This window comes from Mesorhizobium sp. M0478 (assembly GCF_040321305.1).
GTDB lineage: Bacteria > Pseudomonadota > Alphaproteobacteria > Rhizobiales > Rhizobiaceae > Mesorhizobium.
In genome coordinates, this window is the sequence record NZ_JAMYRH010000008.1 from 193,126 (window position 1) to 216,660 (window position 23,535).

General features: G+C 63.4%; 26 protein-coding genes. 12 read left to right on the forward strand and 14 right to left on the reverse strand.

The annotated features are described in order from the left end of the window. Nucleotides 1–35: 35 nt before the first annotated feature. The 6 genes from NKI64_RS20260 (at nt 36) to NKI64_RS20285 (ending at nt 5,802) form a co-directional block, all read left to right on the forward strand. On the forward strand, nt 36–803 hold the full coding sequence (locus NKI64_RS20260) for an SDR family NAD(P)-dependent oxidoreductase (protein WP_023703817.1): 768 nt from the start codon (nt 36–38) through the stop codon (nt 801–803). A 5-nt stretch (nt 804–808) separates the two neighbouring features. Then, on the forward strand, nt 809–1,753 hold the full coding sequence (locus tag NKI64_RS20265) for a 2-dehydro-3-deoxygalactonokinase (RefSeq protein ID WP_352669721.1): 945 nt from the start codon (nt 809–811) through the stop codon (nt 1,751–1,753). A gap of 22 nt (nt 1,754–1,775) precedes the next feature. After that, a complete protein-coding gene (locus NKI64_RS20270; RefSeq protein WP_023755350.1) occupies nt 1,776–2,417 on the forward strand; it encodes a 2-dehydro-3-deoxy-6-phosphogalactonate aldolase in 642 nt (213 codons plus the stop codon). Continuing rightward, the gene (locus tag NKI64_RS20275) at nt 2,417–3,292 is read left to right on the forward strand and encodes an SMP-30/gluconolactonase/LRE family protein (RefSeq protein WP_196814867.1); all 876 of its coding nucleotides are present in this window, start codon (nt 2,417–2,419) and stop codon (nt 3,290–3,292) included. The genes NKI64_RS20270 and NKI64_RS20275 overlap by 1 nt, the downstream gene beginning before the upstream one ends. 103 nt (nt 3,293–3,395) lie before the next feature. After that, nucleotides 3,396–4,457 (forward strand): D-alanine--D-alanine ligase family protein, encoded by a 1,062-nt coding sequence (locus NKI64_RS20280; RefSeq protein ID WP_023814537.1) that lies wholly within the window; start codon nt 3,396–3,398, stop codon nt 4,455–4,457. A 91-nt stretch (nt 4,458–4,548) separates the two neighbouring features. Continuing rightward, nucleotides 4,549–5,802 (forward strand): low temperature requirement protein A, encoded by a 1,254-nt coding sequence (locus NKI64_RS20285; protein WP_027049051.1) that lies wholly within the window; start codon nt 4,549–4,551, stop codon nt 5,800–5,802. A gap of 18 nt (nt 5,803–5,820) precedes the next feature. On the opposite strand, the gene NKI64_RS20290 is transcribed toward NKI64_RS20285, so the two are convergent. The 4 genes from NKI64_RS20290 to NKI64_RS20305 all read right to left on the reverse strand — a co-directional run bounded on the left by NKI64_RS20290 (nt 5,821) and on the right by NKI64_RS20305 (nt 8,160). Continuing rightward, nucleotides 5,821–6,108 (reverse strand): DUF1330 domain-containing protein, encoded by a 288-nt coding sequence (locus NKI64_RS20290; protein ID WP_023681317.1) that lies wholly within the window; start codon nt 6,106–6,108, stop codon nt 5,821–5,823. A gap of 13 nt (nt 6,109–6,121) precedes the next feature. Next, on the reverse strand, nt 6,122–6,835 hold the full coding sequence (pyrF, locus tag NKI64_RS20295; RefSeq protein WP_023755354.1) for an orotidine-5'-phosphate decarboxylase: 714 nt from the start codon (nt 6,833–6,835) through the stop codon (nt 6,122–6,124). Beyond that, nucleotides 6,832–7,428 carry an NADPH-dependent FMN reductase gene (locus NKI64_RS20300; RefSeq protein WP_023673195.1) on the reverse strand — a complete coding sequence of 199 codons (597 nt, stop codon included), beginning with the start codon at nt 7,426–7,428 and terminating at the stop codon, nt 6,832–6,834. The genes pyrF and NKI64_RS20300 overlap by 4 nt, the downstream gene beginning before the upstream one ends. A gap of 120 nt (nt 7,429–7,548) precedes the next feature. Beyond that, on the reverse strand, nt 7,549–8,160 hold the full coding sequence (locus NKI64_RS20305; RefSeq protein WP_023687486.1) for a LysE family translocator: 612 nt from the start codon (nt 8,158–8,160) through the stop codon (nt 7,549–7,551). A gap of 122 nt (nt 8,161–8,282) precedes the next feature. On the opposite strand from NKI64_RS20305, the gene NKI64_RS20310 reads away from it, so the two are divergent. Beyond that, on the forward strand, nt 8,283–9,191 hold the full coding sequence (locus tag NKI64_RS20310) for a LysR family transcriptional regulator (protein WP_023681320.1): 909 nt from the start codon (nt 8,283–8,285) through the stop codon (nt 9,189–9,191). 95 nt (nt 9,192–9,286) lie between these two features. Here NKI64_RS20310 and pmtA read toward each other — a convergent pair whose 3' ends face one another. The 7 genes from pmtA to NKI64_RS20345 all read right to left on the reverse strand — a co-directional run bounded on the left by pmtA (nt 9,287) and on the right by NKI64_RS20345 (nt 17,296). Beyond that, entirely contained in the window at nt 9,287–9,892 is a 606-nt protein-coding gene (gene pmtA, locus NKI64_RS20315) for a phospholipid N-methyltransferase PmtA (protein ID WP_023725310.1), read from the reverse strand. 117 nt (nt 9,893–10,009) lie between these two features. Continuing rightward, the gene (dnaJ, locus tag NKI64_RS20320) at nt 10,010–11,140 is read right to left on the reverse strand and encodes a molecular chaperone DnaJ (RefSeq protein WP_023681322.1); all 1,131 of its coding nucleotides are present in this window, start codon (nt 11,138–11,140) and stop codon (nt 10,010–10,012) included. 219 nt (nt 11,141–11,359) lie between these two features. Beyond that, the gene (dnaK, locus tag NKI64_RS20325; RefSeq protein ID WP_023673200.1) at nt 11,360–13,276 is read right to left on the reverse strand and encodes a molecular chaperone DnaK; all 1,917 of its coding nucleotides are present in this window, start codon (nt 13,274–13,276) and stop codon (nt 11,360–11,362) included. 371 nt (nt 13,277–13,647) lie between these two features. Further along, the gene (locus tag NKI64_RS20330) at nt 13,648–14,646 is read right to left on the reverse strand and encodes an LLM class flavin-dependent oxidoreductase (protein WP_023673201.1); all 999 of its coding nucleotides are present in this window, start codon (nt 14,644–14,646) and stop codon (nt 13,648–13,650) included. 22 nt (nt 14,647–14,668) lie between these two features. Further along, nucleotides 14,669–14,872, reverse strand: coding sequence for an arylamine N-acetyltransferase (locus NKI64_RS20335; RefSeq protein ID WP_023681323.1), 204 nt, complete (start codon nt 14,870–14,872; stop codon nt 14,669–14,671). An 82-nt stretch (nt 14,873–14,954) separates the two neighbouring features. After that, complete coding sequence (locus NKI64_RS20340) at nt 14,955–16,124, reverse strand: AI-2E family transporter (protein ID WP_023681324.1); 1,170 nt, start codon at nt 16,122–16,124, stop codon at nt 14,955–14,957. 110 nt (nt 16,125–16,234) lie between these two features. Continuing rightward, entirely contained in the window at nt 16,235–17,296 is a 1,062-nt protein-coding gene (locus tag NKI64_RS20345; RefSeq protein ID WP_023681325.1) for an LLM class flavin-dependent oxidoreductase, read from the reverse strand. Between the two features lie 234 nt (nt 17,297–17,530). Here NKI64_RS20345 and NKI64_RS20350 point away from each other — a divergent pair, with 234 nt between their 5' ends. Beyond that, on the forward strand, nt 17,531–17,959 hold the full coding sequence (locus NKI64_RS20350) for a DUF6481 family protein (protein ID WP_023673205.1): 429 nt from the start codon (nt 17,531–17,533) through the stop codon (nt 17,957–17,959). Between the two features lie 88 nt (nt 17,960–18,047). Here the strand turns inward: NKI64_RS20350 and sugE are convergent, their stop codons facing one another. Both sugE and NKI64_RS20360 read right to left on the reverse strand, forming a co-directional pair. Next, nucleotides 18,048–18,362 (reverse strand): quaternary ammonium compound efflux SMR transporter SugE, encoded by a 315-nt coding sequence (gene sugE, locus NKI64_RS20355; protein WP_023681326.1) that lies wholly within the window; start codon nt 18,360–18,362, stop codon nt 18,048–18,050. A gap of 206 nt (nt 18,363–18,568) precedes the next feature. Continuing rightward, a complete protein-coding gene (locus tag NKI64_RS20360; RefSeq protein ID WP_006200611.1) occupies nt 18,569–18,694 on the reverse strand; it encodes a hypothetical protein in 126 nt (41 codons plus the stop codon). Between the two features lie 213 nt (nt 18,695–18,907). Between NKI64_RS20360 and NKI64_RS20365 the strand changes: the two genes are divergently transcribed. The 4 genes from NKI64_RS20365 to NKI64_RS20380 all read left to right on the forward strand — a co-directional run bounded on the left by NKI64_RS20365 (nt 18,908) and on the right by NKI64_RS20380 (nt 22,153). Beyond that, entirely contained in the window at nt 18,908–19,717 is an 810-nt protein-coding gene (locus tag NKI64_RS20365) for a transglutaminase-like domain-containing protein (protein ID WP_023673208.1), read from the forward strand. A gap of 112 nt (nt 19,718–19,829) precedes the next feature. Beyond that, nucleotides 19,830–20,783 carry a cation diffusion facilitator family transporter gene (locus NKI64_RS20370; protein ID WP_023687479.1) on the forward strand — a complete coding sequence of 318 codons (954 nt, stop codon included), beginning with the start codon at nt 19,830–19,832 and terminating at the stop codon, nt 20,781–20,783. Between the two features lie 77 nt (nt 20,784–20,860). After that, nucleotides 20,861–21,265, forward strand: coding sequence for a GFA family protein (locus NKI64_RS20375; protein ID WP_023673210.1), 405 nt, complete (start codon nt 20,861–20,863; stop codon nt 21,263–21,265). An 81-nt stretch (nt 21,266–21,346) separates the two neighbouring features. After that, nucleotides 21,347–22,153 carry a class I SAM-dependent methyltransferase gene (locus tag NKI64_RS20380; RefSeq protein ID WP_023748252.1) on the forward strand — a complete coding sequence of 269 codons (807 nt, stop codon included), beginning with the start codon at nt 21,347–21,349 and terminating at the stop codon, nt 22,151–22,153. Nucleotides 22,154–22,252: 99 nt separating this feature from the next. On the opposite strand, the gene NKI64_RS20385 is transcribed toward NKI64_RS20380, so the two are convergent. Further along, nucleotides 22,253–23,506, reverse strand: a complete 1,254-nt coding sequence (locus NKI64_RS20385) for a DNA recombination protein RmuC (RefSeq protein WP_023710397.1) — start codon at nt 23,504–23,506, stop codon at nt 22,253–22,255. Between the last annotated feature and the right edge of the window lie 29 nt (nt 23,507–23,535).

A 23,535-nucleotide genomic window follows, 5' to 3' on the forward strand; every position in this document is an offset into this window, starting at 1 on the left:
TAGGATGCGCGCCGACCGGACCGGGAGATGAAGATATGATGCCATCGGCCGATTTTGCCGACCTCAGGGGAGCCTCGGTGCTGATCACCGGCGGCGGTTCCGGAATTGGTGCGGCACTGACCGAGGGCTTCGTTCGCCAGGGCGCCCATGTCGCCTTCATCGACATCGCCGATGGCCCAAGCACGCTGCTTGCCGATCGCGTCGAAAAAGAACTTGGCCGGCGACCGCTCTACCTCAAGACCGATTTGCGCGACGTCGAGGCGTTGCGCGCTTCGGCCGCCAAAGCGGCTGAGGCACATGGCGACGTCACCGTGCTGGTCAACAATGCCGCCTGGGACGAACGCCACGACGTCGCTGACGTTACCGTCGAGTTCTGGGACAACAATCTCGCCGTCAATCTGCGCCCGCATTTCTTCACCGCACAGGCGGTCGCGCCGGGCATGAAGCGGGCCGGCGGCGGTTCGATCATCAACTTCACCTCAACCTCCTATCTCATCAACCACCCCGATATGCCGGCCTACACCGCCGCCAAGGCCGGCATACTCGGCCTCACCAAAGGTCTCGCGGGCAAGCTTGGGGTCGACGGCATCCGCGTCAATGCGATTGCGCCGGGCTGGGTGATCACCGAGCGGCAGCGGGAACTCTGGGTCACCGAGGAGAAGCTCGCCGCCCATGTCGCCAAGCAATGCATCAAGCAGGTCATGCAGCCCGACGACATCGTCGGCACAGTGCTGTTCCTGGCCTCCGACGCCGCGCGTATGCTGACGGCGCAGATGTTGATCGTCGACGGGGGTTTCCTGTGAGTCCGGTGAATCAAAATCCGGCAAAAGGCACGCCGGCAGTCGCCGCCGTCGACTGGGGCACGACCCGCATGCGGGTCTGGCTGGTCGACGGGGCGGGCGGGGTGCTTGCCGAGCGTCGCGGCGATGATGGGTTGATCACCGCGCAGCAAAAAGGCTTTTCGACCATCCTCGAGGGCCATCTGGCGGCGCTCGGCGCACCTGACACACTGCCGGTCATCATCTGCGGCATGGCCGGCTCGCGCCAGGGTTGGCTGGAAGCGCCTTACGTCACCGTGCCGGCGCCGCTCAGTGCCATTCTCGCGGGGGCCGCCCGCATTCCCGGCCAGCGCCGCGACATCCGCATCGTGCCTGGCCTGGCGCAGCGCCTGGAAGATGCGCCGGACGTAATGCGCGGCGAGGAAACCCAGCTTGCCGGCGCCGGTTTGCCGGCAAAAGGTCGCCATCTCGTCTGCATGCCCGGCACCCATTCGAAGTGGGTTCTGGTTGAAGACGGCGCGGTCGACGGCTTCTGCACCTGGCCGACCGGCGAGCTGTTTTCGGTGCTGGCCACTCACTCGATCCTGCGCCATTCGCTGGGCGAGAGCCCGAAGCCGGTCATTCCGGACAATCCCTTCTTCCAGGAATGGTGCCGCAAGGCTTTGGCCGAGGGCGGCGACGTCACCTCGCGGCTGTTCTCGATCCGCGCCGCCGGCCTGCTGCAGGACCTCAAGGCCGACGATGCCGCCGCTTGCCTGTCCGGCCTGCTGATCGGCGGCGAGATCGCCTCGGCGGGCCGCCGCTATGGCGAAAGCACCACTGCAATCGTGCTGGTCGCCTCGGGGTCGCTAGCAGCCCTCTACCGCCAGGCGCTCGACCTTGCAGCGCTTGCCGTCAGGACGGTCGACGCCGACGAGGCGGTGCGTGCCGGCCTTATCGAGGCGGCGCGAGAAAATGGCATGATCGCCAAATGACTCACCAGAGTGGAGTGATAGCGTGACCCAGACCGCACCCTTCCCGAAGCTCAAGCGTGGTCTTGTCGCCATTCTGCGCGGCCTCAAACCCAGCGAGGCGGTTGCCATCGGCCAGGCGCTGTTTGACGCCGGCATCGAAGCCATCGAGGTGCCGCTCAATTCGCCGGAACCGTTTTCATCGATCGCCAGCATTGTCACCGCTTTGCCCAAGACAGCGCTGGTCGGCGCCGGCACGGTGCTGACTTCAGCCGATGTCGACACCTTGGCCAAGGCCGGCGGGCGCTTGCTGGTCAGCCCCAACATCGATGCCGACGTCATGGCCCGCGCCATGCACCATGGCATGGTGACGATGCCAGGCGTGTTCACCCCCACCGAAGCTTTTCAGGCGATTAGGCTTGGGGCTTCGGCGCTCAAATTCTTCCCGGCAAGCGTGCTCGGGCCTAGCGGCATTTCGGCGATGCGGGCCGTGCTGCCGGCCGATACCGTGGTCGGCGCCGTCGGCGGCGTTTCCGACAAAGACTTTGCCGGCTACAAAGCCGCTGGGGTGACTGCTTTTGGTCTTGGCTCCAGCCTGTTCAAACCCGGCATGAGCGTCGACGAGGTGGCCTCGCGCGCGCAGGCGGCGGTGACGGCCTGGGATGCGGCCTTCGGCGGAGCGGCATGATGGAAAACGTTTCGGTTTTCTCGGACCATGTCTGCGAACTCGGCGAGGGGCCGAGCTACGATCCCGCCACCGATACGCTGTTCTGGTTCGACATCGTCAACGGCCTTCTGCTGGAGCAGGGCGTCGCTTCCGGCGCGCTGAAGGTCCACGACCTCGGCCAGATGGCCAGCGCCATCGCCATCATCGACGACCATCGCCAGCTCATCGCCACCGAGACCGGCCTGCATGTCCGCGACGTCTCGACCGGCAAGCTGACGCTGCATACGCCCATCGAGGCCGACAATGCGCTGACCCGCTCCAACGATTCGCGCGTCCACCCTTGTGGCGCCTTCTGGGTCGGCACGATGGGCAAGGGTGAGGAGAAGGGCGCGGGCGCCATCTACTGGTTCTTCAAGGGCGAATTGCGCACGCTTTACACCGGCATCACCGTGTCGAACTCGATCTGTTTCTCGCAGGATGGAACGATCGCCTACTACACCGATACCGCGACCGGCCTGTTGATGCGCGTCGCCTGCGATCCGGCGACGGGCCTGCCGGTCGGCGAGTCCAAAGTGTTCGTCGACCATCGCTCGTCGCGGGGCTATGTCGACGGCTCGGTTGTCGACCGTGACGGCGTGCTGTGGAACGCGGTCTGGGGCGGCAAGGCAGTGAAGGCTTATGCGCCGGACGGCACATTGTTGCGCGAGATTGCCGTGCCGGCGGGGCAGTCCTCGTGCCCGGCCTTTGTCGGCGCCAAGGCCGATCGGCTGGCGGTGACCTCGGCCTGGAAAGGCAAGGACGACAAGCAGCGCAAGCTCGACCCACAGGCCGGCATGACCTTCCTGCTCGACATCCCCGTCAACGGCCGCTTCGAGCCGCGCGTGCTGATCGCCTGAGCGTACCGGTTGTCGTGCAGGCGGCGGGCGCGGGTCGATTTCGCGCAAGCCGATCGCATTGGCCGTGCGATGGTGTGGCTGCATCACCGAGAAGCTTTGACCCATGCCGCGCCCGACCTTGATCCTCGTCTACGAGCCTGAAAAGGCCTGTTTCGACAGGCTGGTCGCCGATGGTTTTCCTGCCGAGCGTGCCTTGGAAATCTCGTCCTATCTGGCGCAATCGACCGATCTCGCGCCCGAATTCGATGAAATCACCGCCGCTTGCGGGCGGCGCGGCCTCGCCTTCATGCCGGTTGCACTCGACGATGCGTCAAGCGCGCTGGCGAAGGCCGATCCCGCAACCACGCTTGTCTGGACGCTGACCGACGGCATTGCCTATTTCCGCGGTGCTGCAGCGCCCGCACTTGCCAGGCTGAATGGGCTTAGAACCATCGGAGCCGACGATGCGCTGTTCGCGCTTTGCCAGGACAAGTTCCGCTCCGGCGCCGTGCTTTGCGCGCTCGGCCTGCCGGCGCCGCAGGCAGGCCTGGCCCGCGACGGCCGCTGGCTGGCCGCCCCGCCAGCTTCGGAAGCCGGCTGGTTCGTCAAGCCGAACCGGCTCGGCTCTAAGGTAGGCATCTGGCCGGATTCACGCTGCAACGACCTGGCCCATGCGCTGGAGCTTAGCCGGCGGGTCTATGCCGCTTATCGCGACGATGTCGTCGTCCAGCCCTATGTCGGCGGTCGCAATGTCCGCGCCAGCTTCCTTGGGCTGCAAACGGATGCCGGGGCGGAAGCGCTCGGCATTGCGTTCGTCGACTCCGGCGGCGATTTCCAGACCATGGCGGACTCGATGGCGCTTTACGGCGACACCGGCGAGGCCGCCAAGGCGGCTGGACTATACAGCGAGCCGGTGCTGGAGGCGGTTGCCGACACCCAGCCGGCAGCCGCGGCAACCATCCGCCGCATCGCCGAGCGGCTGGTCAGCGGACTTGGCCTGCGCGACGTGTTTTCCATCGATTTCAGGGTCGAGGCCACCGATCATGCCCACCTCATCGAGTTCGAAGTCTGTCCCGGCCTGCCCTGCTTCGATTTCCGCGCCTATTGCCGGCTGCAATGGAGCATGACGCTGGCCGATGCGGTTGCCGAGACGGCGGCGAACCGACTGAACCGACAGGCGATCTGAAAGGCCGCGGGGACCGGCACGACCTACCGCGCCTTGACGGCTTTTGCTCCACCTTTAGTGTCGCGGGACAGTCCTCAGGCAAGGCCGCGCGATGAGCACACCAGCAAGCTCCCTCCATCATCACATAAGGCGCATGGCCGGGCGCGATCCGCATGAGGCGCATCGCGTCGCCACGCCGCTCGAGCTGCTGTTCGATCTGACCTTCGTCACCGCCTTCAGCCTTGCCTCGTCGCAACTGGCGCATGCCTTGGCCGAGGGCCACTACGCGGCGGCGCTGATCGGCTTCGGCTTTGCCAGCTTCGCGATCTGCTGGGCGTGGATCAATTTCTCCTGGTTTTCCTCCGCCTATGACACCGACGATTGGATCTTCCGCCTCGTCACCATGGTGCAGATGATCGGCGTGCTGGTGCTGGCCATCGGCCTGCCGCGCATGTTCGCCTCGATCGAGCATGGCGAACACCTCAACAATTCGGTGATGGTGCTGGGCTACGTCATCATGCGCGTCGCCATGATCTTCCAATGGCTGCGCGCGGCGCGGCAGGACCCTGGGCGGCGGCGTGCCTGTCTCACCTATGCCATCGCCATCGCGATCGCCCAGATCGGCTGGGTGGTGCAGATCCTGGTCGATTTCTCGCTGGCGACGAGCCTGGCTTTCGGCGCGGTCCTGCTTCTCATCGAGCTTGCCGGACCGGTCATCGCCGAACGCCGGGATGGCGGCACGCCCTGGCACGCGCATCACGTCGCCGAGCGCTACAGCCTCTTCGCCATCATCGCGCTGGGCGAAGGGGTGGTCGGCACGCTGGCGACGCTGTCGGCCGTGGTCGAGGAGCAGGGCTGGAACCTCGATGCCGCCTTGATCGGCATTGCCGGAATGGGTCTCACCTTCGGCATGTGGTGGGTCTATTACATGCTGCCCTCGGGGACAGTGCTGCACCAGCACCGCAATCGCTCTTTTGTCTGGGGCTATGGCCAGATGCTGATCGTGGCGGCCATCGTCGCCACCGGCGCCGGGCTGCATGTCGCGGCCTATTTCATCGAGCACAAGGCCCATATCGGCCCGGTAGCGACCCTGCTCTCGGTCGCCATTCCGCTAGGCGTGTTCCTGGGGGCGATCTACGCGCTGTATTATTATCTCGTCCAGCGCTTCGATCCCCTCCATGTCTGGCTGCTGGCGGGAACGGCTGCGGTCGTCGCACTTGCCATCATCGCCGCCCTTGCCGGCGTCGACATGGCGGTCTGCCTCATCTTACTCACGCTAGCGCCGGCCGTCACCGTTGTCGGCTATGAGCTGTCGGGGCACCGCCATCAACTGGAGGTGCTGGCGCAGGAGGAAGCGCCGCACTGAGCAGAGCAGCTTCGCGCGTCAGATACCCTCGACCAGCACGATCTCGCCATCGGCTACTTTCTGACGGATGGCCACGGCGCGCTGGTACTCCGGCGAGTGGTAGCAATCGTGCGCCGCGCTGAGCGATTCGAACTCGATAATGACATTGCGGGCGCGGCCAGGCCCCTCGGCCTTTTCATGCTCACCGCCACGGGCAAGGAACTTCACGTCGAAACGGTCGAAAGCGAGCTTGGCGGCAGCGACATAGTCCTTGTAGCCTTCGGCGTCGCGCACATCGACGCGGGCTATCCAGTATCCCTTGGGCATTTTCTTCTCCTCGTTACGCGGCGCGCATCTCTTCCAGTATGGCTTCCGCCGCCGCGCGCCTGTCGCTTGCCGCCACGATTGGCCGGCCCACAACAAGATGGCTGGAGCCGTTGCGGATCGCCTGGCCGGGCGTCACCACGCGTTTCTGGTCGCCATGGTCGCTGCCCTTGGGCCGTATCCCCGGTGTCACCACCGCCAGGTCGGGTCCGACGATGCGGCGCACCGCTTCCGCCTCCTCGGCCGAGCAGACGACGCCGCCCATGCCGGCATGCAACGCCTGTTCGGCGCGTCTCAGCACCAGCGTGTGAGGGTCGTATTCATAGCCGGCGTCGATCACGTCCTGCTCGTCCATCGAGGTCAGCACGCTGACCGCCAGCAGGCAGAGGTCGCTGCCCCTGGCGGCCTCCACCGCGGCTCGCATCGCCTTGGGATAGGCGTGGATGGTCAGCATGGTCATGCCCATGCGCACGATGTTCTCGACACCCTTCGCCACCGTGTGGTCGATGTCGAGCAGCTTCATGTCGAGGAAGATTTTCGTGCCGCCGCTGGCCAACTCCCTGGCGAAGTCGAGCCCGCCGGCGAAGGCCAGCTGATAGCCGATCTTGTAGAAGGAGACGACGCCGTCGAGCTCCTGCACCGCCTGTTCGGCCTCTTTCACCGTCGGCACGTCGAGGCCGACGATCAGCCTTTCTCTCATGGTATGGGCCTGCATGGCTGTGGAAATCATGCCCCGGTCCGGGTCGACAGCATGCGCGAGGTTTCGATCAGCGTGCGGCATAGGTGCTCCATCGATTTGGTCAGTCTCTCATCCCTGAAATTGCCGTCGCCGTCGAAGGCACTGCCGCCATCGGATACCGAGCATTCCGGCGTCACCATCTCCAACTGGCAGCGCACCAGCACGGCGCGCAGATGGTTGATGCAGCGGATCCCGGCGAAATGTCCGTTGGAAGACGAGCACAGGCCGGCGACCTTGCCGACAAGCGGCCTCACCGGCCAGCCGCCATCGAGGCGCACCCGGCTTACCCAGTCGATCGTGTTCTTGAGCAGTGGCGGGATCGAGCCATTATATTCCGGCGTCGCGATCAGTAGCCCGTCATGGGCGGCGATCAGCCGGCCGAGCTTCACGGCGTTGTCGGGAACGCCTTTTTCCTTTTCGAGGTCCTCGTCGATGATCGGCAGCGGATAGTCGGCCAGCGAAATGCGCGTCACCTCGGCGCCTTGCATGGCCAGCTCCTTCTGCGCCACATCGGCGGTCCTGCCGCTGAAGGCGCCGCTGCGCACCGAGCCGGCGAAGACGAGGATTTTCGCGATCACAGCCATTGGCCACTCTTGTTCCCGGACAGGTACAGCCAGAGGCTGCGCAAATCAACGCACTGGCTCAAAAAACGGAAACGATCGTGGGGCAGGCGCGCGAAGGTGTGCCGAGCAGCTGGGCTATTGCTAGTGGGTGACCGCAATTCTTGCACTCAGCGCGATGAGTGCAACTCCGAGCAAGGCATCTATCGGCCTGCGGACGCTGCCATATACCGACCGAACCCTTCTTGTGGAGAACATTAGCGCGACAAGCCCAAACCACGCCATCGCGACCAGCCCGATTATGGCCAGCGACACTGCCTGGACCCAGATCGGAGCCTGCATCGGCAATACCGATATGAACAGGCTCGCGAAGAACGCGGCCGTCTTCGGATTTGTAATTCCGACAACGAATCCGCTTCGCCAAGGAGCCGTGGTCTCTGCGCCACCGACGGCCAGCGGTGGCCGCGCCTGCCAAGCCGACAAAAGGATCTTGCTGCCCAGGTAACCGAGATACACGGCACCGGCGATCCGGACGGCAAGGTGAGCCCATGCAATCTGCGTCAGTACGAGGCCCAGGCCACACATCGCGAGAGCCGCCCACACCATGATCGCTGCGGCAATGCCAAGCGCCACATGGAACCCCGCGCGACGGCTGATCAGCGCATGGGAAGTCACGGCTACAAAATCGGGTCCTGGGCTCATGGCGCCGAGCAGGAAGACCGAAGCAAGGGTCAGGAATTGCGGAAGGTAGCTCATGCGATACTCCAGTTTCAGTCTCGTCGTACCGCACGCCTGCATGCCGGAGAGGCCAGGAAAGCCGCTCGCCGATTTCGAGGGTCGTTTCCCTCACCTTCACAAAACCTACAGCGCTCTTTAATATGAGCGAAATGAAAGATATTTCGGCAGCCATGAACAAAGCTAATATCAACATCACGATGGTGCGCGTCCTGACATCGCTCAGCGAGACGCGCAGCTTCACCAAAACCGCCGAGCGGCTCTGTCTTTCTCAATCGGCCATAAGCCATGCAATGAAGGCGCTGGAGGAGATCGTTGGCGCGCCCCTCGTCATACGTGATCGGCGCGGTGTCGCTTTCACCGCAACCGGCGAGGCGGCTTTGGACGCGGCGCGCGCCGCTTTGCATGCTTTAGGCCGTCTTGTCGGCCTACGGGAACACTCCATCAAAGGCAGAGTACGGCTCGCGCTGGTCAGCAGCGCCTCGGTAAAGATTGCTCCATATGCGTTGAACATTACTTCCGTCCGGCACCCGGAGCTTGCTGTCGAACTGCTCTTGGGCACGGATACCGAGGTGGCGGAGTGGGTCGATCGCGGTGCCGCCGATATTGGACTGTCCTACATCGCCGGCAATTGCCAAGCCGAGGAACTTGTCGACGACGAACTCTTTGTGGCGTCATCGCAAAAGAACTCAGTCCAAGGCGGGTCATTTCCGATCCGCGCTCTCGACGGCCAGCCATTCATTATGTCGAGCGGCGGCTGCGGACCAATGCTTGCCGAATTGTTCCAGGATTTTGGCGTTGCGCCAGTTGTCATCCTGTCGGCGAGCGATATGGCGGCGCTGCTTGCTCTGGTTGGGGCCGGGCGCGGTTTGTCGATTGCGCCAGGCCTGGCGTTTCCGGCCGATTGGCAGCGAACCGTCGCGAGGCGTCCTCTTGAGCCGCGTGCGCGTCGGCCTCTGCTGCTTCTGTTCTCCAGCAGCGCCGAAGCAACGGCCGTGCGGGCCATGTGCGCGGCGATCAGAGAGGTCGCCACGAGTTTGCGAGGCGGATAACAGTCAAGGATGTGGATCGACCCTCAATCGAGCTTCCTTCGGGAGACGTCGATCCTTTACAAGGCGCCAGAGACTTCTCCCGCCCCCAATACCAGCTAATGCGCTTCGCGCCGGTAGATCCACAGCTGCGTCGGCGGGATGTTGCGGAAGATGAAGTCGAAATGCTTGACCGTGTAATTGCCGCGGCCGGGCGGGATCGGCGACAACGGCCCATAGGTCAGCTGCACGATCGGCCGTCCAACCGGGATGCGGTCTAGCAGGCTTTCAATATAGGCGATCCGCTGTGCGACCGGAAAATTGAGCAGCGGCACGCCGGAGACGACGGAATCGAAAATCATCCCGCTCTTCTCCCCAAGCGTGGCGTTGAGATTGAAGGCATCACCCTCGATGACGTTGACGCCGGGATAGAGCTGGCGCAGATGGCGCACGAAATCGGTGGAATATTCGACCGCGTAGAGGTTTTCGGGCTTAACGCCCTGGGCGAGGATTGCACGCGTGATGACGCCTGTGCCGGGGCCGACTTCAAGCACCGGCAGGCCAGACTTCGGATTGACGATGGAAGCCATCTTGCGGGCGGTGACGGAGCTTGTCGGCACGATCGAACCGACCGACTTCGGCTTGTCGATCCAGCCTTTGAAGAATTTGAGTTCGTCGTCGAACTTTTCCGCCAGCGCCTTCCGCAATCCCGGACCACGTGCCATGCAAGTTCTCCTCAACACTCCCCGAACGCTACTTAGCAGCTAACAGGTCCAAGGCAAGGCGCGATCTGGCATAAGATGTTGATGACGTTCGGGAAGCGTGGCGGCCTTGGTTTGGGTTCAGTGCTCGCCGAAGGATTCGAAAAAGTCCTTCATGCGGGCGAAAAAGCCGCTCGACTGGGGCGAATTGTCCTTCGACGACAGCTGCTCGAACTCTTCCAGCAGCTCGCGCTGGCGGCGCGACAGGTTTTGCGGCGTTTCGACCGCGGTCTGGATATAGAGGTCGCCGACATTGGGCTGACGCAGCACCGGCATGCCCTTGCCCTTGAGGCGGAACTGGCGGCCGTTCTGCGTGCCTTCGGTCACTTTCACCTTGGTCTGACTGCCGTCCAGCGTCGTCACCTCGAACGAGCCGCCAAGGGCGGCCGTCGTCATCGATATCGGCACCTTGCAGTAGAGATCGGCGCCGTCGCGCTGGAAGAATTCATGCGGCTTCACGGCCAGGAAAATATAGAGGTCGCCCGATGGGCCGCCGCGCAGGCCCGCCTCGCCCTCATTGGCAAGCCGGATGCGGGTGCCGTCCTCGATGCCGGCCGGGATATTGACCGACAGCGAGCGTTCCTCGGTGACGCGGCCCTGGCCGGCGCATTTCGGGCACGGGTCCTTGATCGTCTGGCCGCGGCCTTGGCATTGCGGGCAGGTACGCTCGATCGAGAAGAAGCCTTGCGTCGCTCGTACCTTGCCGTGGCCATGGCACATCGAGCAGGTCACCGGCTGGGTGCCGGGCTTGGCGCCTGTCCCGGAGCATTCCGTGCATGAGATCGAGGCCGGCACGCGGATTTGCGCGGTCTTGCCGGCAAACGCTTCTTCCAGCGTGATTTCCATATTGTAGCGCAAATCGGCGCCGCGTTCGCGGCCGCCCGACGAGCGGCGCTGGCGCCCGCCCATCATGTCGCCGAAAATATCCTCGAAAATGTCGGCGAAGCCGCCGGCGCCAAAACCTTGCGCGCCGCCATTCATGCCGCCCTGCTCGAAGGCGGCGTGACCGAAACGGTCATAGGCCGCGCGCTTCTGCGGGTCCTTCAGCGTTTCGTAGGCTTCGTTGATTTCCTTGAACTTGTGCTCGCAGGAGTGATCGCCGGGATTGCGGTCGGGATGGAACTGCATGGCGAGCTTGCGGAAAGCGCTCTTGAGCTCCTTCTCGTCGGCGCCCTTTTGCACGCCCAGCGTCTCGTAGAAATCAGCTTTCATCTTTTCCCGCAGTCCGGATGCTCAACGTCTTGATGCATGTTGCGTCGTTTGCCGGCACGTTGTCTCGATTTAGGAGCGGTGATGCCCGGATGCTAGGGCCGGCGCGCTTGTGCCTGTGTTTTTCAGTGACTTTTTCGGCAAGGCCCGCACTTTTTCAGCGAGGGTTGCAAAAAAGCCCGGCTTTGCGCCGGGCTTTCCGCTTTATTTGCCGTCAACCGGTCAGGCCGACTTCTTCTTCTCGTCGTTTTCGTCGATTTCCTCGAAATCGGCGTCGACCACGTCGCTATCCTTGGCCGCGTCCGCCTTGGCGTCGGCTTCCGCCGCTTCCTTCTGCGAAGCTTCGTACATGGCCTGGCCGAGCTTCATGGATGCTTCGGCAAGCGTCTGCGACTTGGCCTCGATGTCGGCGGCATCGTCGCCTTCGGCAGCAGCCTTCAGCGCCGTGATAGCCTCCGATATCGCCGTGCGCTCGGTTTCCGAAACCTTGTCGCCATATTCCTTCAGCGACTTCTCGGAGGAGTGCACCAGCGCCTCGGCCTGGTTGCGGGCCTCGACCAAAGCACGCCGCTGCTTGTCGGTCTCGGCATTGGCTTCGGCGTCCTTGACCATCTTCTCGATGTCGGCGTCCGAAAGGCCACCAGAGGCCTGGATGCGGATCTGGTGCTCCTTGCCGGTGCCCTTGTCCTTGGCCGAAACGTTGACGATGCCGTTAGCGTCGATGTCGAAAGTGACCTCGATCTGCGGCACGCCGCGCGGCGCCGGCGGAATGCCGACCAGGTCGAACTGGCCGAGCGCCTTGTTGTCGGCAGCCATTTCACGCTCGCCCTGGAAGACGCGGATGGTCACGGCCGACTGACTGTCTTCAGCGGTCGAGAACACCTGGCTCTTCTTGGTCGGGATGGTCGTGTTGCGTTCGATCAGGCGGGTGAACACGCCACCCAGCGTCTCGATGCCGAGCGACAGCGGCGTCACGTCGAGCAGCAGCACGTCCTTCACGTCGCCCTGCAGCACGCCGGCCTGGATGGCGGCGCCCAAAGCGACGACTTCATCCGGGTTGACGCCCTTGTGCGGCTCCTTGCCGAAGAACTGCTTCACGATCTCCTGGATCTTGGGCATGCGGGTCATGCCGCCGACCAGGACCACTTCGTCGATCTCGCCAGCCTTCAGCCCGGCATCCTTGAGCGCCGCCTTGCAGGGCTCGATGGTGCGCTGGACGAGATCGTCGACCAGCTGCTCGAACTTGGCACGGGTCAGCTTCAGTGTCAGGTGCTTGGGGCCGGTCGCGTCGGCGGTGATGAAGGGCAGGTTGATTTCGGTCTGCGTCGTCGACGACAGCTCGATTTTGGCCTTTTCAGCCGCCTCCTTGAGGCGCTGCAGCGCAAGCTTGTCGTTCTTCAGGTCGATGCCCTGTTCCTTCTTGAACTCGGCCGCTAGGTATTCGACGAGACGCATGTCGAAATCCTCGCCGCCGAGGAAGGTGTCGCCATTGGTCGACTTCACTTCGAACACGCCGTCGCCGATTTCGAGCACCGAAATGTCGAACGTGCCGCCGCCAAGGTCATAGACGGCAATGGTCTTGCCATCCTTCTTGTCGAGGCCGTAGGCAAGTGCTGCAGCCGTCGGCTCGTTGATGATGCGCAGCACCTCAAGGCCGGCGATCTTGCCGGCGTCCTTGGTGGCCTGGCGCTGGGCGTCATTGAAATAGGCCGGAACGGTGATGACCGCCTTCTCGACCTTCTCGCCGAGATAGGCCTCCGCCGTTTCCTTCATCTTCTGCAGGATCATGGCCGAGATCTGGCTGGGCGACTGCTTCTTGCCGCCGGCCTCGACCCAGGCATCGCCATTGTCGCCCTTGACGATCTTGTAGGGGACAAGCTTCTTGTCCTTCTCCGTCACCGGGTCGTCATAGCGGCGGCCGATCAGGCGCTTGACCGCGAAGATGGTGTTTTCAGGATTGGTGACCGCCTGGCGCTTGGCCGGCTGGCCGACGAGACGTTCGCCGTCGCCCGAGATGGCGACGATGGAAGGCGTCGTGCGCGCGCCTTCCGCATTTTCAATGACCTTGGGCTCCTTGCCATCCATGATGGCGATGCAGGAGTTGGTGGTGCCGAGATCGATACCGATTACTTTTGCCATTTTTCTAGTCTCTCCGCTAAGCAGGCTCTCAGGACCCGTAAGGCGTTCCGACGAAAGCCCCTGTTCACAAGAAATTCCGCTCCGGCAACCGGCATTCCGGCACTGGGCGGCTTGGCGCGTATATAAGAACAGGCGGCATCGGGCGCAAGCATTCTGCGCATGGCATCCACCGCGCCGCGCTTGGCGCCTTTGAACAGCCGCCCGGCGGCCCGGATGTGCTCAAACCGCGCTCAAAACCCCAGGATCTGCGCGATCCCCCGGCGAAGCGCCCAGTCAGGGCTTCGAAACCACAAGAAAACGTCACCTATGCGTGAGAGAGGCGGCTCCTGGCTGAGGAAGGCGCCTGCCCACAGCAGACACAGGCAAAAGCGTCACGCGGCCTGCGACAGCGATTTATGCGCCTCGGCCAGGATTTCGAACGAGCGCACGCGTGCCGCATGGTCGAAGATCTGCGCGGTCACCATCAGCTCGTCTGCGCCGGTGCGGCGCACGAACGCGTCTATGCCTTGCCGGACGGTTTCGGGGGAGCCGACGACGGCGCAGGACAGCGCCTGCGAAATCATGGTTTTTGCCATCGGCTCGAGCGTCTGGTCATAGCCCTCGACCGGCGGCGGCAGGCGGCCGGCCCGCCCCGTGCGCAGATTGACGAAGGCCTGCTGCAACGAGGTGAACAGCAGTTTGGCCTCTCCATCGGTCGGTGCGGCGAAAACGTTGAGGCCGAGCATGACATAGGGCTTGTCCAGCTGTTCCGAAGGCTGGAAGCGCGAACGGTAGATCTCCAGCGCATGGTCGAGTTCGGCCGGCGCGAAATGCGAGGCAAACGCATAGGGCAGGCCGAGCATGGCGGCGAGCTGCGCGCCATAGAGGCTGGAACCGAGGATCCAGACCGGCACCTTCTGGCCTTCGCCGGGCACGGCGTGGATACGCTGGCCTTCCGCGGCCGGCTGGAAATAGCCCATCAGCTCGACGACATCCTGGGGGAAATTGTCTGACGCCTCGAGATTGCGGCGCAGCGCGCGCGCTGTTCCCATATCGGTGCCGGGCGCGCGGCCGAGGCCGAGGTCGATGCGGCCGGGGTGCAGTGCCGCCAGCGTGCCGAACTGCTCGGCAATCACCAGCGGCGCATGGTTGGGCAGCATGATGCCACCGGCGCCAACGCGGATGGTCTTGGTGCCGCCGGCGACATGGGCGATGACCACGGCGGTCGCCGCGCTGGCGATGCCCGGCATGTTGTGGTGCTCGGCCAGCCAGTAGCGCCTGTAGCCGAGCCGCTCGGCATGGCGGGCCAGGTCGAGCGAATTTGCCAGCGATTGCGAGGCGTCGCTGCCTTCGACGATCGGCGACAGGTCGAGAACGGAAAGTGCGGTCATGGGCCTCAAGCCTTTACGATGTTCAACTGCCTGACCCTGGTTTCGAAGGCGCGGTCGGGAATGACGATGTCGAGCTGGCACCAAGCAACGGGTCCAGATTCTCGAACGGGATCGCCTGCGGATGCTGGCGATGCAGCGCGCTCAGCGTGTCGAGCGACGCATCGATCGGACCGCGATAGCCGATGCGGTCGAAATAGGAATCGAGGTCGAAGGAGGCATCGTTCATCGCAGGGTCCGGCTTGACCGGCTCGATATAGGCACTCCGCCTGAAGACAACAAATGCGGGATGACGGACAGGCGCGGCAAGCTTATGGCGCGGCCTTTCCGTTCTCTTCGGCCGCTTCCTCCTCCACCACGGCCGTCTGCTGTGCGGCGAGAAAATTGCCGACATGGCTGAGGCCATCGAAATGATCGCAGAACACTTTGACGACGACCAGCAGCGGCACCGCCATCAGCGCGCCGACAAAGCCCCAAAGCCAAGACCAGAAGGCGATGGCGATGAAGATCGCCACGGCGTTGATCTCGAGGCGTCGGCCGACAACCATCGGCGTAACGAACTGGCCTTCGACGATGTCGCACAAAAGCACGAAGCCCGGCGCCAAAAGCGCGTAGGTGATCGAGTCGAAGCTGATCATCGCAATGACGCTGACCAGCACGATGGTGATCAGCGCGCCGACATAGGGCAGGAAGTTGAGCAGCGCCGCCATCGTTCCCCAGACGAGCGGGTTGGGCATGCCGAGCGCCCACAGGCCAAGGCCGATAACCGCGCCGAGACCGGCATTGATGACGGTGACGGTGAGCAGATAATGCGAGATTTCGCGCTCGACGTCATAGACGACGCGCAAGGCCCGCTTCTTCTCACTGAGGCTGGCGAAGGACTGGATGATCTTCTCATAGAACATCGTGCCTGACGCCAGCAGGAACAGCGACAGCACGAAGATGATGGTCAGGCTTGTCCCCGCCGACAGGACGTTGCTGGCGGCGGCCGACAGGACGCCGGACTGCGCCATCGCCACCTTCTGGATGCCCGGCTCCTGCGAGGTCTCCGTCATCTGTTCGATCTGATGCGAGATCTGCATGATCCTCTCGAGCGGACGCCGTAACTGCGCCAGCCGTTCGGTAAGTTGTTGGCCGATCGACGAGGTGTTGTTGAGAAGGTCGATGACCGGGCCGCTGAGCAGATAGCCGGCAACGCCGAAGACGCAGATCGACAGCACGACCAACATTGTCGCCGAAACCACTTCCGGAATGCCGCGCTTGCGCAGGAAGCGCACGATTGGTGTCAGCGTCAGCGTCAGCAGGAAGGCGAGGATGACCGGCATGAAGAAAGCACGCGCGAAATACAGCGCGTAGATGGCCATGAACAGGAAGATCCCGATGAGCAGCGAACGCATCAGATGCGTGTCGGCACGCGCCACAACTCTCGCCTCTTCGGTCTCGGCAAGGCCAGCACCCAAAGCGGCGGGTTCGGCTTTCATGATTTTCCCTCAGCGGCGCACCGCAATTGGTGCATTCCCCTGACGGAAACGCCTCTGCAAGCCCAAGGTTCCGTTAGCCGGCAAGGCCCTCAATCCGGGCCGCCCGTCGCTCAGGCGGCTGGCGCTGCGACGGCGACGCCGGGCTTGGCGGTCTCCTTGCGCACGATCGGCGCCACCTTGGTGCCGTACAGTTCGATCGCCTTCATGATCTTGGCGTGCGGCATGGCGCCGATCGCCATCTGCAGCAGGAAGCGGTCATTGTTGAAGATCTTGTGCTGGGCGACGATCTTTTCCGCCACCTGCTCCGGATTACCGACAAACAGCGCGCCGTTCGGACCACGCGACTGATCGAAATGCGCCCGCGAGGTCGGGCCCCAGCCGCGCTCGCGGCCGATGCGGTTCATCACTTCGGCCTGCGGGCCGTAGAAATCGTCGGCCGCCTGTTCAGTGGTCCCGGCGATGAAGCCGTGCACATTGATGCTGGTGGCAAGGCCCGAGGGGTCGGTACCGGCCCGCCTGGCGGCATCGCGATAAATGTCGAACAGCGGTGCAAACCGCGCCGGCTCGCCGCCGATGACGGCCAGCGCCAGCGGCAGGCCGAGCACCCCCGCGCGCGCCGCAGACTGCGGCGTTCCACCTATTGCGATCCAGATCGGCAATTTGTCCTGCAGCGGCCGCGGATAGACGCCGCGGTCGTTGATGGGCGCGCGCAGATTGCCGGACCAGGTGACCTTGACGCTGTCGCGTATGGCCAGCAGCAGGTCGAGCTTTTCGGCGAACAGCTCGTCATAGTCCTCGAGATTGTAGCCGAACAGCGGGAAGGATTCGATGAACGAGCCGCGCCCGGCCATGATCTCGGCCCGGCCGCCCGACAAAAGGTCGAGCGTTGCGAACTGCTGGAAGACACGCACCGGATCATCGGAGGACAGCACGGTGACCGCGCTGGTCAGCTTGATGCGCTTGGTGCGTTCGGCGGCAGCGGCCAGCGCCACCACCGGCGCGGACGCGGCATAGTCGGGGCGGTGATGTTCGCCCAGACCAAAGACGTCGAGGCCGACCTGGTCGGCCAGCTCGACCTCCTCGATCAGATTGCGTAGTCGCTGATGCGGGCCGATCGCGCCGGGGCCGGGCTCCGGGCTGACGTCGGCGAAAGTGTAGAGACCGAGTTCCATGGCATGTCATCCAAATGTTCTGATTTGCCGCTAGAGGTAGCGGCGAGCCGCCCCGGCCGCCAGAGGGGCGGATGGTGAACAGTGCATGTCGGTTTCGGCCGGCTTTGTTTCAGGGGAAACGCGTCTCCCGGCTGCAACAGCATAAACTTTCATGGCTGGCATACCGTTTTGGCGCTTGAACTCTCGGTTTTCGCGCGTATGTAAGCGTCGCGAATTGACTTCAGGGAAGTGGACTTGGCTATCTACAGGGAAAAAGACATTTTCGAGCGGCGCAATGCCGCGAACGAGGCAAAGAAGGCGCTTCTGGAGCGCTTCAAGTCAAAGCCGGCGGCTGATGATCCTGCGGTTCTGGCCAAACAGGCCGAACGCAAGGCGATTCTTGAGGCTCGCGAGATACGCGAGGCCGAAAAGGCCAGGCTGAAGCAGGAAAAGCTGGCACGCGAGGCGGTCGAGAAGGCCGAGCGCGAGGCAGCAGCCGAAGCGGCGCGTATTGCGGCCGAAGAGGCAGCGCAGGCTGAAGCGAAGATCAAGGAAGCCGAAGAAAACGAGCGCATCGCCCGTTTGCTGGCCGACGAAGCCGAACGCAAGGCCAAGCGCGACGCACGCTATGCGGCGCGCAAGCAGCGTACCGGCAGGACGCCTCCGGGCTTCTCCGCCCGCTAACGCTTCGATCGAAACGATCGGACATCAGGGTCGCCTTCCAGCGGCCCTGAAGGCGTTTGCCTAATTTAAGGGTTTGATGCCTCGGAGCTCAGGCGGCGAGCTTCAGCCCCATAATGCCGCAGACGATGAGCGCAATGCAGGCGAGCCGGATGGCCGTCGCAGGCTCGCCCAGCAGCCAGATGCCAAGCAGCGCCGTGCCGACCGTGCCGATGCCGGTCCACACCGCATAGGCCGTCCCGACAGGCAGCGTCTTGAGCGCCAGGCCGAGCAACCCGAGGCTGATGATCATCGAGGCGACAGTGAGCACCGTCGGCAGCGGCTTCGAGAAGCCGTCAGTGTATTTGAGGCCGATCGCCCAGCCGATTTCGAACAGACCAGCGAAGAACAGAAAAATCCACGACATCGGGATGCACTCCTTCCATGAGGATGGCGGGGCGTCCCGGCCGGACTTTTGAGAAAGGCGCGAGGTCGTCCTCGCCGCTTCGGTATAAGCGGCTGCGCCGGTGCGATCAACAAAAACACCGGCCGCATCGTTCATGCCGCCGGTGTCAAAATCTGCGCCGAAACGGTTGTCCGGATTTCAACCGTCCAAGATCTTCCGAGGCGGGCTTACTTTTCCTTGAGCCTCATCGCCTTGACGGGCGGCGCCTTGAGTGCCGGAGCCGCTGCGGGCTTCTTGGCGTCTTTTTTCGGCTTCCGAGCTTCCTTGCCCGCCTTCATCGCACCTTTAGCCATGATTCGCTCCTCCAGTTGCTGGGAGGCCAAGTGAAACAAGAGAAACGCCGGACTGCAAGGGGGCGGGCGTCTGTCGCCGGCGCCGTCGGGCCGCTTTCAACCGGTTTCTAATTTGCTCGTAAACCATTCCGGTCCGTGCCATGGTTGCCTTCGCACTGCAGCATCGGCCATGCCTTCGCCCGGCGATGATCAGGCAGTGCGGTCAGGACGACAATGCGAATCCGCATCGGCAGCGAGATGAGTTTCGATTTTCCGCAGGAAACGCCGCTCATCGCGATGCTCAACGTCCACTACTCCAGGGCCTCCGATCTCGAGCGCCCGGATTTCCTGACCTCCAGCCCGCCGGTGCCGATCCAGAGCTACCGCGACAGTTTCGGCAATTGGTGCAACCGTTTCGTCGCCCCGCCCGGGCGCTTCACCTTCGGCACCGATTCGGTAATCCGCGACCCCGGTACCTTCGAGATGGGCGACCTGATGGCCTGGCAGCACGAGGTTCGCGACCTGCCGTCGGACACATTGCTGTTCCTGTTGCCCAGCCGCTTTTGCGAGAGCGATCTGCTGGCCAGCGAAGCCTGGCGGCTGTTCGGGCATACGCCGCTTGGCATTGCGCGCGTCCAGGCGGTCTGCGACTTCGTCCACAACCACATCGTCTTCAGCTACGGCAATGCGCGGCCGACCCGCACCGCGGCGGAAGCCTATCGCGAGCAAAGCGGCGTCTGCCGTGACTTTGCCCACCTCGCCGTCACCTTTTGCCGTGCGCTAAACATCCCGACCCGCTACTGCACCGGCTACATCAGCGACATCGGCCTGCCCAAACCGTGGGCGAGCATGGATTTCGCAGCCTGGATGGAGGTCTATCTCGGTGGCCGCTGGCATGTCTTTGACCCGCGCAACAATTCGCCACGCATCGGCCGCATCCTGATCGCGTCGGGTCGCGACGCCGCCGACGTGCCGCTGACCCACATCTTCGGACCGGGCACGCTGGCTGGTTTCAAGGTGTGGACGGACGAGATCATCGAATAGGGGCGTCTTTCCGCAAGCTGGCCTTCAACCTGAACGACCAGGCGATTCGTGCGTTGTGATGCCTGTGGAGCTCGGCGGCAGGCCGTTACATTGGGCGCCTTGGAGGGACAGCATGGCAGCGCATGGCGGGTCGAAGACGGTCATCTACGCGGCGCTCGCCGGTAATTTAGCTATTGCTGTGACCAAATTCGTCGCCGCCTTCTTCACCGGCAGCTCGGCGATGCTGTCGGAAGGCGTGCACTCGCTGGTGGATACCGGCAATGGCGGGCTGCTGCTCTACGGCATGCACCGCGCCGCCCGTCCGCCGGACCGCACGCATCCGCTCGGCCATGGCCGCGAGCTGTATTTCTGGAGCTTCATTGTCGCCCTGCTCGTCTTTGCGCTCGGCGCCGGCGTGTCCTTCTATGAAGGCGTCGTCCACATCATGGCGCCTGAGCCGGTCGCCAATCCCAAAATCAACTACATCGTGCTTGGCCTCTCGATGCTGTTCGAGGGCAGCTCCTGGTACGTGGCGCTGAAGGAGTTCCGCCAGCAGAAGGGCAAGCAAGGCTGGCTGCAGGCCGTGCAATCGAGCAAGGATCCGAGCGTCTACACGATCCTGTTCGAGGACAGCGCCGCCCTGCTCGGTCTCTTCGTCGCCTTCGCCGGCATATTGGCGGCCGAACTCCTCGACATGCCCGAACTCGACGGCGTCGCCTCGATCGGCATCGCGATGATCCTCGGCGCCACCGCCATCTTTCTGGCGCGCGAAAGCAAGGGATTGCTCATCGGTGAGCCGGCCTCGGCGGAAGTGCAGGCCAAGGTGCTGGCCATCGCCCAGCAGGATCCGGCGGTGCAGCGGGCCAACGGCGTTCTCACCGTCCATCTCGGCCCGCAACAGATCGTCGCTGGGCTGAGCATCGAATTCGAGGACCATCTGACGGCGCCTGAGATCGAAGCCTGTGTCGAGCGCATCGAGGCGCTCTTGAAAAAAGAAATGCCGGAGATCACCAGACTGTTCGTCAAGCCGCAGACGACCGGAACGTGGGAGCACCGGCGCAAGCAGGTCGAGGCGGCGTCGGACTAGTTCTGGACCAGCAGTGCACCGTTGGCCCCATCGCCTGGTCCCGCTAAGATCACCCGACGGATTTCGGAGAATCAACCATGAAAATCGATGGTGGGTGCCATTGCGGCGCCATAACTTATGAAGCAGACGTCGACCCGGAAAAGACCTCTATCTGTCATTGCACCGACTGCCAGCAACTGACCGGCACCGCCTTTCGTGTCACTGTTCCCGCGCCTGAGGATCATTACAGGATCACCAAGGGCACACCGAAGGTCTATATCAAGACGGGATCGAGCGGCGCCAAGCGTGCCCAGGCGTTCTGCGGCGACTGCGGTTCGCATCTTTACGCAACGTCGGTTGGCGACGGGCCGAAGGTCTATGGGATCAGGGCGGGGACCGCGCGGCAACGCGAGGATCTCGTTCCGACCCAACAGAAATGGCACCGATCGGCCCTGCACTGGCTTCCGGAATTCGAGGGCGTAAGCATCGTAGAGGCGCAGTAGCACCTGCCTCCCGGTTAAACGCGGCCCAAACCAGCCAATAATGTGCTAGGCTAGCCATCAAACGGATGGCGGGGGATAGCAATGTCGGAAACGGACAAAGTGTTTGCCGGCTCGATTCCGGAAAACTACGACCGCTACATGGTGCCGCTGATCTTCGAGCCGTTCGCCGCGGATTTGGCACGACGGGCAGCGTCCTTGTCGCCCGGCGCCGTCCTGGAAGTCGCCGCCGGCACCGGCGTTGTTACCCGCGCATTGGCGCCAAAACTGTCCCCTGGCGCAAGCTATGTCGTGACCGACCTCAACCAGCCTATGCTCGACTACGCGGCCTCGCGACAAGCTCCCGACAGTCGCATACAATGGCGTCAGGCGGATGCTCTGGCGCTGCCGTTCGAAGATGCGGCTTTCGATCTCGTTTGCTGTCAGTTCGGCGCGATGTTCTTTCCCGACCGAGCCGCCGGCTATCGCGAAGCAAAGCGGGTCCTGAAGACCGGCGGCCATTTCCTGTTCAACGTGTGGGATCGCATTGAAGAGAATGTATTCGCCAATGATGTGACGAATGCTCTTGCGGAGATTTTTCCGAACGATCCGCCCCGCTTTCTCGCCCGCACGCCGCACGGCTACAATGACACTGCATTGATCCGCGGCGAGTTGGAAGCCGCAGGTTTCTCCCGTGTGGTGATCGACACGAGGGCCGAACAAAGCCGTGCCTCCTCGCCGCGCCTTCCGGCGGTTGCCTATTGCCAGGGAACTCCGCTTCGCAATGAAATCGAGGCCCGAGGAAAATTGGAAGCCGCAACCGATCACGCCGCGTCCGTGATTGCAGCCAGACACGGCAGCGGCGAGGTTGCGGCCAAGATCCAGGCACACGTGATCGTGGCTACGGTCTAATGCATGGCGCCAGAAGTGTGCCGCGGTTCTGGGGCAACGACATGCATCAAAACAAAGACTTAAGGCGCGTCGTATGAATCCGTTTCAGCGCGACGCGCTTTAATCGTCGCCTTCGACGACACGTAGCCTGAGCTGCCCCGTCTTGGAATCCGCCACCCGCACCCCGGCTTCGGCCTTGGCGGGTCCGCCACCGCGCACTTCGGCTTCGTTTTCGCCAAACTCCAGCGCTTCGATCTTTTGGCCGCGCTTGGTCACCTTCGACGTCGACACCAGTATCTCGTCGATATCCTTGGCCGACTGGCCAAAATGCGTCTGCAGCCGGCGCACGCGTTCGTCGACGCGCGCGACGTCCTCCATCAGCCGGATCACCTCGCCCTGGATCAGATGCGCCTGTTCGCGCATGCGGGCGTCCTTGAGGATGGCCTGGATGACCTGGATCGACAGCATCAAAAGCGACGGTGAGACGATGATGACACGCGCCCGGTGCGCCTTCTGGACCACGGCGTCGAAATTCTCGTGGATTTCGGCGAACACCGATTCCGACGGCACGAACATGAAGGCGGTGTCCTGCGTCTCGCCCTGGATCAGGTATTTTTCCGAGATATCGCGGACGTGAATTTCGATGTCGCGGCGGAAAGCCTGGGCCGCGATCTTCTGTTGTTCGGCGCCATCGGCGGCGCGGATGGCGTTCCAGGCTTCCAGCGGAAACTTGGCGTCGATGGCAAGCTGCGGCGCACCGTTCGGCATCCTGACCAGGCAGTCGGGACGGCTGCCGTTTGACAGCGTTGCCTGGAACTCGTAGGCGCCCATCGGAAGGCCGTCGGCGACGATCGCCTCCATGCGCGACTGGCCGAAGGCGCCGCGCGTCTGCTTGTTGGACAGGATCGCCTGCAATTGCACGACCTGGCCGGCCAGCGACTGAATGTTGCCTTGCGCGGTGTCGATGACCGCCAGCCGTTCCTGCAGTTTGGCGAGGCTCTCATGCGTCGATTTGGTCTGTTCGGTCATGGTTTGGCCGAGTCGGCCGGTCATGGCGTCGAGGCGCTGGCCGATCGACTGGTTGAGTTCGGCCTGCCTTGCGCCGAACACGTCGGCGATGGCGCCCATGCGGCCCTGCATCTCGGCCTGGCTTTGCAAAATGCCGGCCATCCGCGCCTCGGCGTCGCGGGCGTGGTCGGCGGCTTCCGCCGCGGCGATGGTGCGCGCCTTGGCCGATCGCCACAGCGCCACGACAAGCGCCAGGAACAGGCCGAGAAACACCAGCGCGCCGATGGCCAGTGCATGGCCGAGCGTGATCGTCGTCGCGCCAAGCCGGGCAACGGGTTCGGAAAGGATGGTGCTCAGGTCGTTCATCCCGCCAGCATAGCCGATTCGCAGACCTG